A 14,228-nucleotide genomic window follows, 5' to 3' on the forward strand; every position below is an offset into this window, starting at 1 on the left:
CCACTCATCCAGCCCGCAGGAACCGGATCGCCTCGTCGCGACGGAAAAGATAGAGCAGGGTGCGCACTGCCATGCCGCGTTCGCCGGTCAGCTCCGGATCGCGCTCGATGAGATAGGCGGCATCCTTGCGGGCGATTTCCAGAAGGTCGGCATGTGCCTCGAGGCTGGCGATGCGGAAGCCGGGCGTGCCGGACTGGCGCGTGCCGAGAAGCTCGCCTTCGCCGCGCAGCTTCAAATCCTCTTCGGCGATGCGGAAGCCGTCTTCGGTTTCGCGCATGATCGACAGGCGAGCGTGACCGGTTTCACCGAGCGGCCCTTTGTAGAGCAGGATGCAGGTTGAGGCTTCGTCGCCACGGCCGACACGGCCGCGCAACTGATGCAGCTGCGCCAGACCGAAACGCTCCGCGTGTTCTATGACCATGATGGTCGCGTCAGGTACGTCGACGCCCACCTCGACAACGGTCGTGGCGACCAGCAGGCGGATCTCGCCGTTCTTGAAGGCCATCATCACGGCATCTTTTTCCGGCCCGCTCATTCGGCCATGGATGAGGCCGATTCCCGGGCCGAGCGCCTTGCTCAAGGTGGCATGGCGCTCTTCGACCGACATTAAATCGGATTCTTCGGATTCTTCTACAAGAGGGCATATCCAATAGGCTTTTTTACCTTCAGATAGTGCGCTTTTCAGCCGAGCGACGATATCGCCGGTTCGTTCGTTCGGAATGGTGATCGTCTGGATCGGCTTGCGCCCCGCCGGCTTCTCGGTGAGCTTCGAAACATCCATGTCGCCGAAAGCGGCGAGAACCAGTGTTCGCGGGATGGGCGTTGCGGTCATGACGAGCATATGCGGCGAGATGCCCTTCGCCGTCAGGCGCAGGCGCTGGTGAACGCCGAAGCGATGCTGTTCGTCGACAACGGCGAGCATCAGATTGGCATAGGCGACGCTATCCTGAAAGAGAGCGTGTGTGCCGATGATGATCTGCGCCTCGCCGGAGGCGATGCGCTCCAGGATCGCATCGCGCTCGCGGCCCTTCGTGCGACCTGTCAGAATTTCGACGGAAAGGTTTGCGCTGGCTGCGAATTTGGAAATTGTCGCATAGTGTTGCCGGGCAAGAATTTCGGTCGGAGCCATCAGCACGGCCTGGCCGCCGCTTTCGATCACGGCGGCGATTGCCATCAGCGCCACCAGCGTCTTGCCTGCGCCGACATCGCCTTGCAGCAGCCTCAGCATGCGCTCCGTGCCGGCCATGTCCTTGAGAATATCCGCAACTGCATCGCGTTGGCTGTTCGTCATCGAGAAGGGAAGGGATTCCAATATCTTGTTACTGATTTCTCCAGTGGCATGAACGGGTTGTCCGGCAACTTTACGCAGCCTCTGGCGCACGAGCGAGAGCGACAATTGCCCGGCAAGGAACTCGTCATAGGCGAGCCGGCGGCGGGCCGGTGCCTGCGGATCGATATCGGAAGCATCTCTCGGCGCATGCAGCATGTGGAAGCTGTCGGAGATCGAGGGAAAACCCTGCTTCTGCGTCAGAGCGATATCGTCCCACTCAGGAAGTTGCGGAATCCGCGGGAGCGCACCTTCGATGGTCTTGCGCAGGAATTTCGGCGTGAGGCCGGCGGTCAGGGGGTAGACAGGTTCAACGAGCGGCAGGTTTTCAGCTTCGCTCTCGCGCATGATATAGTCAGGATGCACCATGGACGGCCGGCCATTGAACCAGTCGACCTTGCCGCTGACCGTGACGGTCTCGTCGATCGGCAGCTGCTTTTCGAGCCATTGCGCCTTGCCACGAAAGAAGACCAGCGCCAGCTCGCCGGTTTCGTCATGCAGGTAGACGCGATAGGGCACATTGCTGCGCGGGTTCGGTGGTGGCTGATGGCGATCGACGCGGCCGGTAATGGTGACGATGGCGCCTTGCGGCGCTCGGGCGATACCCGGCTGCTCGCGCCGATCGATGATCGAATGCGGCGCATGGAAAATAAGGTCGATGACACGGCAGTCGTCGATCGTCTCGCGGTCGAGCAGTTTTACCAGCAGCTCGGATACCTTCGGCCCGACGCCGGGCAGCGAAGATATGGAGGCGAACAACGGATCGAGGATGGCGGGACGCATGGCGGGCAAAATGCGACGGGCAGGGCGCGTTTGGCAAGGGGCAGTGCCGGGCACGACGTCTTTGAGGTCAACACTCCCCCGAAAATTGCGCTTCCGGCGCTTTTTTCTGAAAAACCGGTTCCCACCTTTCAATGCTGGTTTTATAGAGACGCATCAACATAAAGGTGTTTTTGATGACTGGGCTCACCCTCAGCAGTGCCGATCTCGATCCTCGCCGTCGGCGCATCCTTTTCCGCTGTTGGCATCGGGGCATCCGCGAGATGGATCTGGTTTTCGGCCAGTTTGCCGACAACGAACTGCCGGGCCTTGCCGAGGCCGAGCTCGATGAGCTGGAGAGCATCATGGCCGAGGAAGACAATGATCTTCTCAGGTGGATCCTCGGCAGCCAGCCAACGCCGCAGCATCTGCAGACGCCGCTGTTTGAGCGTCTGGCATCTTACAAGCCCGATTTCGAAGAAATCGCCGAAAGATTCGGACTAACGAAATGATCCCCGGTTTCGACGCGAAGAAGCTGCTCGCCGCAAGCGAGCCGATGACGATCGGTCATGTCCCGGCCGGCCTGGAGCCCTTCCTGATTGCCGAGATGGCAAAGGCCGGCCAGCCGATCGCCTATGTCATGTCCGACGGCCAGCACATGGCCGATGTCGAACAGATGCTCGGCTTCATCGCGCCCGAAATACCGGTGCTTACCCTGCCCGCCTGGGATTGCCTTCCCTACGACCGCGTTTCGCCGAGTTCCGACACGTCGGCCCGCCGTCTGGCGGCATTGTCGGGCCTGATCGCCCACCATCGCAAGCCGCATGCGGCCATCGTGCTGGTAACGGTCAATGCCATGCTGCAGAAGGTCGCGCCGCAGGATATCATCGAAAGCCTGGCGTTTTCGGCCCGGCCGGGCAATCAGGTCCGGATGGACGACATCGCAGCTCGCCTCGAACGAAACGGCTTCGAGCGCGTGGCGACCGTGCGCGAGGTCGGCGAATATGCGGTTCGCGGCGGCATTCTCGATGTCTTCGTGCCGGGCAGCGAAGAGCCGGTGCGTCTGGATTTCTTCGGCGATACGCTGGAAAGCATCCGCAGCTTCGATCCGGCCAGCCAGCGCACGACGGGGCAGGTGCGCTCGCTCGATCTCAATCCGATGAGCGAAGTGACGCTGACGCCGGATACGATCAGCCGCTTCCGCAAGAACTATCTTTCCGCCTTCGGCGCCGCCACGCGCGATGACGCGCTTTATGTCGCCGTGTCCGAAGGGCGCCGCTACGCCGGCATGGAACACTGGCTACCGCTCTTCTACGAGAAGCTGGAGACGGTGTTCGATTATCTCAAAGGCTTCCGGCTGGTGACGGATCATACGGTGCGCGAGGCGGCCGAGGAACGTTCCAAGCTCGTCTTCGACTATTACGATGCCCGCCTGCATTCCGGCCAGCCCGCCAAGGGACAGATGGCGCAGGGCACGCCATACAAGCCGGTGACGCCGGGCCAGCTCTATCTGGATGGCAAGGCCTTCGGCAATGCGCTCGATGCCTTCGGCGCCATCCGCATCTCGCCCTTCAACGAGCATGAGGGCGAGGCGCGCCGCGTCATCGAGCTTGATGCTCGGCAGGGGCCGCGCTGGGCGCGTTCGGCGACCGATAGCGCCGACAGCGAGCGCGTCAATGTCTTCGACGCCGTCGTCAAGCATATCGCCGACAAGCGGGCCGCGGGCGGCAAGGTGCTGATCTCGGCCTGGACCGAAGGTTCGCTCGATCGTCTCCTGCAAGTGCTCTCCGAGCATGGGCTGGCCCGCGTCAAGACGATCGAGGCCTTCAAGGATCTCGGCGGTCTGGCGAAAGGCGAGGCGGCAGCCGCGGTGCTCAGCCTGGAGGCCGGTTTCGAGGCGGGCGACCTCGTCGTTGTCGGTGAGCAGGACATTCTCGGCGACCGCATGGTGCGCCGCTCCAAGCGCCGCAAGCGCGCCGCCGACTTCATCTCGGAAGTGGCGGGGCTCGACGAAGGCTCGATCGTCGTTCACGCCGAGCATGGTATCGGCCGCTTCGTCGGGCTGAGGACCATCGAGGCTGCTGGCGCGCCGCATGCCTGCCTTGAGCTGCGTTATGCCGACGACGCCAAGCTGTTCCTGCCCGTCGAAAACATCGATCTCCTGTCGCGCTATGGTGGCGAAGGCACCGAGGCGCAGCTCGACAAGCTCGGCGGCGGCGCCTGGCAGATGCGCAAGGCCAAGCTCAAGAAGCGCCTGCTCGATATGGCGGGCGCCTTGATCCGCGTTGCGGCAGAACGCCTGACGCGCCATGCGCCCGTGCTCAGCACGCCGGATGGCCTCTACGACGAGTTTGCCGCGCGCTTTCCCTATGACGAGACCGACGACCAGATGAACGCCATCGAGGCGGTGCGCGAGGATCTCGGTGCCGGCCGGCCGATGGACCGCCTCGTCTGCGGCGATGTCGGCTTCGGCAAGACGGAAGTGGCGCTCCGCGCCGCCTTCGTCGCCGCCATGAACGGCGTGCAGGTCGCCGTCGTCGTGCCGACGACCTTGCTCGCCCGCCAGCATTTCAAAACCTTCTCCGAGCGCTTCCGCGGTCTGCCGATCCGCGTACAACAGGCGTCCCGCCTCGTCGGCTCCAAGGAACTCGCGCTCACCAAGAAGGAAGTCGCCGAAGGCAAGACCGATATCGTCGTCGGCACGCATGCTCTGCTCGGCGCCGGCATCAAGTTCGCCAATCTCGGCCTGCTCGTCATCGACGAGGAACAGCATTTCGGCGTCAAGCACAAGGAGCGCCTGAAGGAGCTGAAGAGCGACGTGCATGTGCTGACGCTGTCTGCGACACCGATCCCGCGTACGCTGCAACTGGCGATGACGGGCGTGCGCGAGCTGTCGCTCATCACCACGCCGCCGGTCGATCGCATGGCGGTGCGCACCTTCATTTCGCCTTTCGATTCGCTCGTGATCCGCGAAACGCTGATGCGCGAGCACTATCGCGGTGGCCAGAGCTTCTATGTCTGTCCGCGTCTTGCCGACCTCGCCGATATCCACGCCTTCCTGCAGTCGGATGTGCCGGAGCTGAAGGTGGCCGTCGCGCATGGCCAGATGCCGGCCGGCGAGCTGGAGGACATCATGAACGCCTTCTACGAAGGCCGTTACGACGTGCTGCTGTCCACCACCATCGTCGAATCCGGCCTCGACGTGCCGACAGCCAACACGCTGATCGTCCATCGAGCTGACATGTTCGGCCTTGCGCAGCTCTATCAGCTGCGTGGCCGCGTCGGGCGCTCCAAGGTTCGTGCCTTTGCGCTTTTCACCCTGCCGGTCAACAAGGTGCTGACGACGACGGCTGAGCGCCGGCTCAAGGTGCTGCAGTCGCTGGATACGCTCGGTGCCGGCTTCCAGCTCGCCAGCCATGACCTCGATATCCGCGGTGCCGGCAATCTGCTCGGCGAGGAACAGTCCGGCCACATCAAGGAAGTCGGCTTCGAGCTTTACCAGCAGATGCTCGAGGAGGCCGTTGCCGAGGTCAAGGGTGTCGACGAGATTCAGGATACCGGCTGGTCGCCGCAGATTTCCGTCGGCACGCCGGTCATGATCCCGGATGATTATGTGCCCGACCTGCATCTGCGCATGGCGCTCTATCGCCGCCTCGGTGAGATTACCGAACTGAAGGAGATCGACGGTTTCGGTGCCGAAATGATTGACCGCTTCGGCCCTTTGCCGACGGAAGTGCAACACCTCCTCAAGATCGTCTATATCAAGTCGCTCTGCCGCGTCGCCAATGTCGAAAAGCTGGATGCCGGCCCGAAGGGCGTCGTCGTGCAGTTCCGCAACAAGGAATTCCCGAACCCGGCCAACCTCGTTGGTTACATCGCCAAGCAGGGCACGATGGCAAAGATCCGCCCCGACCACAGCGTGTTCCTGACCCGCGATCTGCCGACGCCGGAAAAGCGGCTGCAGGGCGCGGCTGTTGTGATGACGCAGCTGGCAGAGCTGGCGAAGTAGCGGAACGGCTCAGTCAGCCTTCCCTACGGCTGACGAACAGCCCGGTTTCCTTCTCGGTTTCAAGCACGCCGCCGCCAGCCTCGACTGCCTCGGCAATCGCCTTGCGAAATGCCGTTAGCTGCGCCTCGTCAGCTTCGTCGCCGGGAGGATAGGAGGTGAGAGCGAGGTACACGTCTTTCGGTTCCGTCACACGAAGGCGGGCCGGATGCTCGGTCATCCTGACATTTCCGAATTGGCTCTGCATCAGCCGCTCAGCTGTATCGTAGCCGAAGGCCGCACCGGCGGGATCGTAGGGAGGGCTGCCGAAGATGGTGGTCAGTTCGTACAGTTTGCGAATGTTGCCGGCGCCGTTGGTCGTCACGGCAAGAAAGCCGCCCGGTTTGAGCACGCGATGCATTTCTGCGATGGCTTTGAACGGGTCGGGCAGATGATAGAACATATGCATCGCAATGACGCCGTCAAAGGAACTGTCCGCAAAGGGCAGGGTTGCTGCGTCTACCTGTTGGCCCGTGATGCCGCCAAAAGGCAAGGCTTCGCATCGCTCGAAGGCTTCCTGAACCATGCCCGGAGAAAGATCAGCAAGGGTCAGGTCGAGATTTTTCGGCAGCAATGCCGCCGTTGCCGCCCAAAACTAGGCAGGCCCGCAGCCGATGTCGAGAATACGGTCTCCGGATCTCAGCGGAAGCTGCTGCGCAACCCACGGAAACCAGCCGATTTCGGCAATCGTATATTCGCTGTTGAGGCGGCCCCGCGCCGCAAGCCTTTTGCTGTCCGCATATTGCTTTTCGTTGACAGACGTTATCGACGACATATCCGGTTGCCTCCCGATCTGGTGCCGAAAATCCCGCGTCTTGCACTCGGCGCAGCCTATAATGGATGTGTCGTCGCGCCAACTCTCTTTATGGTTGATGCGGCTATAGAGTTCCAGCAAAGGCGGCCGCGGCCAGCAATATGCCTGTGAGGATGTTCGCCAGAAACAGGCGGTAGCTGATGTCAGGGCGCGAAAGATCGAGACGCCAAGTCTGCCAGCCGAGATGCACGGCGACAACAAGCATTCCGGCGGCATAGGGCAGCGACATGCCAACCATCCATCCTCCAAGCGACCATGCCGCAACGCTGACGGCGTAAAACAGGCCGATACAGGTCTTGCCGTGCTCGCCGAACAGGATCGCAGTCGATTTCAAGCCCAGTTGCGTGTCGTCGCGAACGTCGACATAGGCATAGACGGTATCGTATCCGATCTGCCAGGTGACTGCTCCTAGCCACATCAGAAGCGCGCCGCCAGGAATCTCGCCCGCAATTTCCGACCAGGCCATCAGCATACCCCAGTTGAATGCCGCGCCGAGTACGGCCTGAGGCCAATGTGTGAAGCGTTTGCAGAGGGGGTAGATAAAGACGAGCGGCAAAACGCAGATTGCGACGAAGCGCGTAAAAGGCGTCAGGAAAAACAGGAGCGAAGCGGCCAGTGCGAGCTCCGCCGCCAGAAAGAGCACTGCCTGCGGCACACCGATCTGTCCGCTCGCCAATGGCCGAAAGCGTGTACGCTCGACATGGCCGTCAAATTTTCGGTCCGCAATATCGTTGATGGTCGAGCCCGCGCTTCGCATCAGCAATGCGCCAAGGGAGAAGATGATCAGCTGCCGGATGTATGGGAAACCGTGCGAGGCTTGGATAAGCGCGGCCCAGCAAGGAAAAAGCGTGAGCCATATGCCGACCGGACGATCCAGACGTGCAAGCCGCGTGTAGGGCCGCAATGCCGGAGGCAGCAGGCGATCCACCCAGTCTCCCGGTTTTATGTCGCTTAGATCGGGGCGGGCGGAAGCGTTCATCATCGGAATCCGGCAGCTGAATGGAGGCTACAAAGTAGAGTCTTTTGCGTAGGCTGCAAACGAAATTGGCGCAGCAACCGAAAGCGATCCCACGTAGAACTGGATCACTTTACTTGCCGTTCAAAAAGCAGTCGATTGATCTCGAGGACGAAGCGAATAACCGAGAAGCCGGCATTCTCGAGCAACTTCCGTAAAGGTTTATTTTCAGGGCGCACGAAAGCTCGTATCTTCGGGAGCTTCAGGACTTCATCGGCTCTTCCTTAAGTGCGGCTGACACAAGTTCGCGGCCATATCCATGGCCCCAAACATCCGGATGGAAATAGTACCCCAATTCCACACCCCAGCCGGGATCGAACGGATCGTTGTAGAGGCCGCCCCAGCCGATAAGCCGTCCATTGTCTTTCAAAACCGCCGTTCAGGGCGCATAACCACAGCGCCGGCGCTGCCGCTCGTGGACGGCAATGCGCCGAGGCATTCCTTTAACGAGGCGTCCACATGGGTGAACTGCATTGCTTCCGGATTGCCGGAGAACTCTAACAACGCAGAAGCATCCGAGAGCCGCGGTTGCCGGAGTCGCGGTGCCTCGATCATTCTCGTTCCGTGTTCAGTTCATTCCGGCGCGAGCCTCCGCTTTCATCCTGGCGATGTCGCGCAGCGCGCCGGCAAGCACGTCCGGCGTCTGGGCGCCGCTGACGGCGTATTGCTGGTCGAAGATGAAGAAGGGCACGCCATTGACGCCGATCTTCTGCGCGGCGTCGATTTCGGCGACGATAAGATTGCGGTCGGCGTCGGAGGCAAGCAGCGTTGCGATCACCGATTTGTCGAGCCCTGCTTTTTCGGCGATATCGAGCAGAACCGCATGGTCGCCGACGTTTCGGCCTTCTTCGAAATTGGCTTTGAACAGGGCATCGACCACCTTATGCTGCTTTTCGCGGCTTTCGGTGACGGCCCAGTGGATCAGACGGTGTGCGTCGAGCGTGTTCGGGCCGATCTTGATGGCGTCGAAATCGAACTTGATGCCCACTTCACGGCCGAGCTCGGTCAGCATCTTGTGGCCTTCAGCGACGCGTTCTGCGCCGCCAAGCTTCTGCTCGAGCGCCTTCTTCTGGTCGACGCCCTCTGGCGGATAGTCGGGATTGAGCCGGTAGGGTCGCCAGTTGAGGTCGACACCCACTTCGTCCTGCACCTCGGCAATAGCCAGCTCCAGGCGGGCCTTGCCGAGATAGCACCATGGGCAGACGACGTCCGAGACGATGTCGATCGTGATGCGTTCCATGGTTCCGTCCTTTCGGTGTTCAGGCTGATCTCCACCATCTATGCCTAAGTGGCGACGGCTTCAACCAGTTACCAAAAGGGAACCGGCCGACCTCACTGCACCGATGCGTCCCACCAGACGGGCAGCTGATAGCCGTAGAGCGGCAATATGTCTGGGTGGGCGATATGGCTTCGCCGAGCCACCCATTGCTGCGCGATGTGATAGAGCGGCACGACATAATAGCCCGAGATCAGGATGCGATCGAAGGAGCGCACCGCATCACGGAAGTCCTCGGCGGAATGCGCCGTCAGGAAATGATCCATCAGCGTGTCGATGTCGGAATCCGCTACTCCGGCAAAATTCAGGCTACCCGGCGTCTTTGCGGCGGCGGAGCTCCATCGCCCCACCTGTTCGATGCCCGGCGACAAGGACGATGGATAGGATTTGACGATCATGTCGTAGTCGTAATTCGTCGTGCGCAGCTGATACTGCGAATCGTCGACAGTGCGAATGGTGACGGCAACGCCGAGCAGCGCCAGCGAGCGGCGGTAGGCGATGGCGATGCGCTCCTGGTCGGCGTTCTGCGTCATGATCTCGAAGCTGAGCTGATGTCCGGCGCTGTCGACCATGCGCTCGCCCTTGATCGTATAGCCGCCCTGCTTGAGGAAATTCACCGCCTTGCGCAGGATCTTGCGGTCGCGGCCAGAACCGTCGCTGACCGGCAGCTTGTAGGTGCCGTCAAGAACGTCGGCGTCGATACGGTCCTTGATCGGGCCGAGCATGGCTAATTCGTTGGCGTCGGCGGGCACGCCGAAGGACGAGAGATCGGAATTCTGCCAGTAGCTTTCGGTGCGCGTATAGGCGCTGGAGGCAAGGTTGCGGTTGAACCATTCGAAATCGAAGGCCAGCGTCAGGCCCTTGCGCACGTTCCTGTCGGCAAATATGGGCCGGCGCGTGTTGAAGACGAAGCCCAGCATGCCGCTCGGCAGCTTCGGCGTGAACGTCTCCTTCACCACCGCTCCGGAACCGACGGCGGGGAAGTTATACGCCTGTTGCCAATGGGCAGGGCTGCCATCCTGATAAATGTCAAGATCGCCCTTCTTGAAGGATTCGAATACGGTGGTGTCCTGCAGGAAATAGTTCACCACCACCTGATCGTAATTGTCGACGCCGACCTTCGCCGGAATGTCCTTTCCCCAGTAATCAGGATTGCGCTCGAAAACGATTCGCTGGCCCGGATCGACGCTTTTCACCCGATATGGGCCGGAGCCGATCGGAATGCTGAGCGTGGTGCGGTCGAAATTGTCTGGATCGGTCGCGTGTTTCGGCAGAATCGGCAGTGAGGAGGCAATGATCAGCGGCGTTTCGCGATTGGCCTTTTCGTTGAAGCGGATCAGCACGCCATGCTCACCCACCTTCTCCATGCTGGCGATCGTGTCGAGCCAGGAAGAAAAGGGGATTCGCCCCTTGTCGCGCAGGATCTGGAAGGTGAAGATCACATCGTCCGGCGTCACAGGCTGCCCGTCGGACCATTTGGCGTCGGGGTTGAGATTGAACTGGATATAGCTCCTGCTGTCGTCCCATTCGACCGTCTGCGCCAGCAAACCGTAAAGCGTAAAAGGCTCGTCGCGCGAGCGCTGCATCAGCGGCTCGTAGACGAGGTTGCCGAATTCCGGATCCCACATGCCGCGCGCCGTCGTGCGCATGCTCTTCAGAATGAAGGGATTGAGGTTGTCGAAGGTGCCGACGACACCATAGCTGATGCGGCCGCCCTTTTTGACGTCCGGATTGACATAGGGGAAATGCTTGAAGTCCGCCGGCAGGGCCGGATCTCCGTGCATGGCAATGCCATAGAGCGGTTGCGCCGCTGCAGCGTTGCACAAGGCTGCGAAGAACAGGAAGACAGCGATCCGGAGCGCTTGCATGGCATCCTTTCCGGTAAGGGTACGATTCGGCCGAACATTATCATGAGCGTGCCGAATTCAACACGCGACTGCGGAATTCTTAGGTCTCGACAGAAAACGCCAAAGAAAAGCTGGATATCCGCGCCAGTGCGATGTAACAGGGGTGCCGGGTTTCCCGGGTCATGTATTTGCCTTATTCATTCGACAGGTGGACGACGGTTTGACCCGAATTGCATGGGACGGCACGCTGTCGTCCTGCAGCGGATTTCAGGAGGCGGTTTCGCTATGATGTTCAAGACTGACAACAAAATGCGGGCAGGTCTTTCTGCTCTGGCTCTCATGATCGGTGCGGCCATGCCGGCGGCTGCCTTTGCCCAGGATGCGTCCAACGCAGCTCCTGCCGATGGCGGCAGCGATCCCAACCAGCCGCGTCTGGGCTGGTACAAGACCTGCACCAAGCAGGACGATGCCGATATCTGCATCGTGCAGAACCTGATCATGGCAAACAACGGCCAGCTGGTGACGGCTGTCGGCCTCATCTCCGTCGATGGCAAGGTGAACCGCAAGATCCTGCAGATTTCCGTTCCGACGGCCCGCTTGATCCCGCCCGGCATCACCATGCAGGTCGATGGCGGCAAGGGCCAGAAGCTCGATTACGCCGTCTGCCTTCCGGACAAGTGCACCGCTGAAGTGCCGGTGACCGATGCCATGGTTGCTTCGCTGAAGAAGGGCACCGACGTGACCTTCACCTCGATCAATTTCCGCCGTGCGCCGAACCCGATCAAGATCTCGCTCACCGGCTTTGGCGCTGCCTATGACGGCCCGGCCATCTCCGACTCCAAGCTCGCCGAAAGCCAGAAGAGCCTGCAGGACAGCATGCAGAAGAAGGCCGAGGAAGCACGCAAGAAGCTCGAAGACGCGCAGAAGGCTGCCAAGCAGCAGTAAGCGTTCGGAAGCATATTCTTAGCGAAAAAGCCCGGAGCGATCCGGGCTTTTTCTTTTGGGACGGTGCGACCTTCTGGTTGATGTCGTTCCGGGCGGAAAAACCGCCGCGCACTCCTCCTGGAATTGCTCAAACATCAAGGCTCAAACAAAAAGGGAAGGCGTTGGGAGCGCCTTCCCTTTGAAATAAAACCTATCTATGACCGGCGCTTAGTGGGCAAAGCTCATCTTGGGCCTGAGCTGGCCGGTTGGCGCGCGATCGAAGATCTGGGCGATCTGCGGATTGCGCAACGGAACGCCGCTCTCGTCATTTACGAGGTTCTGCTCCGATACGTATGCGACATACTCCGTCTCGTCGTTTTCGGCGAGGAGGTGATAGAAGGGCTGGTCCTTGTCAGGCCGCACTTCTGCCGGAATGGAATTCCACCATTCCTCTGTGTTTGCGAATTCCGGATCGACATCGAAGACGACACCGCGGAAGGGGAACATCCGGTGTCGAACCACGTCGCCAATATTGAATTTTGCGTTGCGTTGTTTCATGGCACGACTTCCTTTCAAGTAATCATGTGGTGACTTTCACCACTGATATCAAGGATTTTGCCCCCATTCCTTCATCGAACTGTCACAGTTGCGCCGGCTTCCGGCCGCGAGCCGGGAATTTGCGGCATGCACAGGCTTTCACGACGATGGAACGGCCGCCAGAGCCGCCGACCCCGAAAAAAGCCCCGGCAAGCCGGGGCTTTCCTAGCATTCATCAGACAGAATAGTACATGTCGTATTCGACCGGATGCGGCGTCATTTCGAAGCGCATGACTTCCTGCATCTTCACTTCGATGAAGGCATCGATCTGGTCGTCGTCGAAGACACCGCCTGCGGTCAGGAACTTGCGGTCCTTGTCGAGGCTTTCCAGAGCTTCGCGCAGCGAGCCGCAGACCGTCGGGATCTTCTTCAGTTCCTTCGGCGGCAGGTCGTAAAGATCCTTGTCCATAGCCTTGCCGGGATGGATCTTGTTCTTGATGCCGTCGAGTCCTGCCATCAGCATGGCGGCGAAGCCGAGATAGGGGTTGGCGGTCGGGTCAGGGAAGCGGACTTCGACGCGCTTTGCCTTGGGGTTCGAGCCGAACGGGATACGGCAGGATGCGGAACGGTTGCGAGCCGAGTAGGCCAGGAGAACCGGCGCTTCATACCCCGGGACGAGACGCTTGTAGGAATTCGTCGACGGGTTGGTGAAGGCGTTGATCGCCTTGGCGTGCTTGATGATGCCACCGATATAGTAGAGGCAGCTTTCCGACAGGCCCGCATATTCGTCGCCGGCGAAGGTCGGCTTGCCGCCCTTCCAGATCGACTGGTGAACGTGCATGCCCGAGCCGTTGTCGCCGAAGATCGGCTTCGGCATGAAGGTTGCCGTCTTGCCGTAGGCGTTGGCGACCTGATGAACGACGTACTTGTAGATCTGCATGCCGTCGGCGCTGCGAACCAGCGTATCGAACTTGATACCGAGTTCGTGCTGGGCGGCGGCGACTTCATGGTGATGCTTTTCGACGACGACGCCCATTTCGGTCAGAACCGTCAGCATTTCCGAGCGCATGTCCTGGCAGCTGTCGATTGGCGGAACCGGGAAGTAGCCGCCCTTGACACGCGGACGGTGACCGAGGTTGCCGGTCTCATAGTCGGTGTCGTCGTTGGACGGCAGTTCGCTCGAATCGAGCTTGAAGCCGGTGTTGTAGGGATCGGCCTTGTACTTGACGTCGTCGAAGACGAAGAATTCGGCTTCCGGGCCGAAGAAGGCGGTGTCGCCGATGCCGGAGGCCTTGAGATAGGCTTCGGCCTTCTTGGCGGTGCCGCGCGGATCGCGGTTATAGGCTTCGCCGGAGACCGGGTCGAGGATATCGCAGAGGATGACCATGGTGGACTGCGCGAAGAACGGGTCCATATGGACCGTTTCAGGATCGGGCATCAGCACCATGTCGGATTCGTTGATGGCCTTCCAACCCGCAATCGAGGAGCCGTCGAACATGACGCCATCGGCGAACATGTCTTCGTCGACACAGATCACATCCATGGTGAGGTGCTGCAGCTTGCCCTTCGGGTCCGTGAAGCGCAAGTCGACGAACTTGACGTCGTTGTCCTTGATTTGTTTCAAAATTTCGCTTGCGGTCGCCATTAAATTACTTCCTTGACTGAGATGACGATTAACGAGCCG

General features: G+C 60.4%; 10 protein-coding genes and 1 pseudogene. 3 read left to right on the top strand and 8 right to left on the bottom strand.

Annotation, left to right across the window (positions count from 1 at the left end; translation table 11 throughout):
• Positions 1–4: 4 nt before the first annotated feature.
• On the bottom strand, positions 5–2,110 hold the full coding sequence (recG, locus tag ACJJVH_RS06250) for an ATP-dependent DNA helicase RecG (protein WP_412064916.1): 2,106 nt from the start codon (positions 2,108–2,110) through the stop codon (positions 5–7).
• A gap of 173 nt (positions 2,111–2,283) precedes the next feature.
• Between recG and ACJJVH_RS06255 the strand changes: the two genes are divergently transcribed.
• Positions 2,284–2,598 carry a succinate dehydrogenase assembly factor 2 gene (locus tag ACJJVH_RS06255; RefSeq protein WP_412064917.1) on the top strand — a complete coding sequence of 105 codons (315 nt, stop codon included), beginning with the start codon at positions 2,284–2,286 and terminating at the stop codon, positions 2,596–2,598.
• Positions 2,595–6,095, top strand: coding sequence for a transcription-repair coupling factor (mfd, locus tag ACJJVH_RS06260; RefSeq protein ID WP_412064918.1), 3,501 nt, complete (start codon positions 2,595–2,597; stop codon positions 6,093–6,095). The genes ACJJVH_RS06255 and mfd overlap by 4 nt, the downstream gene beginning before the upstream one ends.
• Before the next feature lie 13 nt (positions 6,096–6,108).
• Here the strand turns inward: mfd and ACJJVH_RS06265 are convergent.
• The 5 genes and pseudogenes from ACJJVH_RS06265 to ACJJVH_RS06285 form a co-directional block, all read right to left on the bottom strand.
• Positions 6,109–6,906: pseudogene (locus ACJJVH_RS06265) on the bottom strand (class I SAM-dependent methyltransferase).
• A 103-nt stretch (positions 6,907–7,009) separates the two neighbouring features.
• Positions 7,010–7,924 (bottom strand): 4-hydroxybenzoate octaprenyltransferase, encoded by a 915-nt coding sequence (gene ubiA, locus ACJJVH_RS06270; RefSeq protein WP_113436147.1) that lies wholly within the window; start codon positions 7,922–7,924, stop codon positions 7,010–7,012.
• Positions 7,925–8,162: 238 nt separating this feature from the next.
• Positions 8,163–8,330 (bottom strand): GNAT family N-acetyltransferase, encoded by a 168-nt coding sequence (locus tag ACJJVH_RS06275; protein ID WP_412064919.1) that lies wholly within the window; start codon positions 8,328–8,330, stop codon positions 8,163–8,165.
• Between the two features lie 198 nt (positions 8,331–8,528).
• Positions 8,529–9,200 (bottom strand): DsbA family oxidoreductase, encoded by a 672-nt coding sequence (locus tag ACJJVH_RS06280; protein WP_412064920.1) that lies wholly within the window; start codon positions 9,198–9,200, stop codon positions 8,529–8,531.
• Positions 9,201–9,292: 92 nt separating this feature from the next.
• On the bottom strand, positions 9,293–11,104 hold the full coding sequence (locus ACJJVH_RS06285; protein ID WP_412064921.1) for an extracellular solute-binding protein: 1,812 nt from the start codon (positions 11,102–11,104) through the stop codon (positions 9,293–9,295).
• A gap of 264 nt (positions 11,105–11,368) precedes the next feature.
• Here ACJJVH_RS06285 and ACJJVH_RS06290 point away from each other — a divergent pair, with 264 nt between their 5' ends.
• Positions 11,369–12,028 (top strand): invasion associated locus B family protein, encoded by a 660-nt coding sequence (locus ACJJVH_RS06290; RefSeq protein ID WP_112804308.1) that lies wholly within the window; start codon positions 11,369–11,371, stop codon positions 12,026–12,028.
• 207 nt (positions 12,029–12,235) lie between these two features.
• Here the strand turns inward: ACJJVH_RS06290 and hspQ are convergent, their stop codons facing one another.
• Entirely contained in the window at positions 12,236–12,565 is a 330-nt protein-coding gene (gene hspQ / locus ACJJVH_RS06295; RefSeq protein WP_112802119.1) for a heat shock protein HspQ, read from the bottom strand.
• A gap of 214 nt (positions 12,566–12,779) precedes the next feature.
• Entirely contained in the window at positions 12,780–14,189 is a 1,410-nt protein-coding gene (glnA, locus tag ACJJVH_RS06300) for a type I glutamate--ammonia ligase (RefSeq protein ID WP_112802121.1), read from the bottom strand.
• Positions 14,190–14,228 lie beyond the last annotated feature (39 nt).

This window comes from Rhizobium sp. SYY.PMSO (assembly GCF_046840415.1).
GTDB lineage: Bacteria > Pseudomonadota > Alphaproteobacteria > Rhizobiales > Rhizobiaceae > Rhizobium.

Coding starts and splice junctions, on each gene's coding strand:
- recG (WP_412064916.1), bottom strand. CDS start 2,110: ATGCGTCCCGCCATCCTCGATCCGTTGTTCGCCTCCATATCTTCGCTG.
- ACJJVH_RS06255 (WP_412064917.1), top strand. CDS start 2,284: ATGACTGGGCTCACCCTCAGCAGTGCCGATCTCGATCCTCGCCGTCGG.
- mfd (WP_412064918.1), top strand. CDS start 2,595: ATGATCCCCGGTTTCGACGCGAAGAAGCTGCTCGCCGCAAGCGAGCCG.
- ubiA (WP_113436147.1), bottom strand. CDS start 7,924: ATGAACGCTTCCGCCCGCCCCGATCTAAGCGACATAAAACCGGGAGAC.
- ACJJVH_RS06280 (WP_412064920.1), bottom strand. CDS start 9,200: ATGGAACGCATCACGATCGACATCGTCTCGGACGTCGTCTGCCCATGG.
- ACJJVH_RS06285 (WP_412064921.1), bottom strand. CDS start 11,104: ATGCAAGCGCTCCGGATCGCTGTCTTCCTGTTCTTCGCAGCCTTGTGC.
- ACJJVH_RS06290 (WP_112804308.1), top strand. CDS start 11,369: ATGATGTTCAAGACTGACAACAAAATGCGGGCAGGTCTTTCTGCTCTG.
- hspQ (WP_112802119.1), bottom strand. CDS start 12,565: ATGAAACAACGCAACGCAAAATTCAATATTGGCGACGTGGTTCGACAC.
- glnA (WP_112802121.1), bottom strand. CDS start 14,189: ATGGCGACCGCAAGCGAAATTTTGAAACAAATCAAGGACAACGACGTC.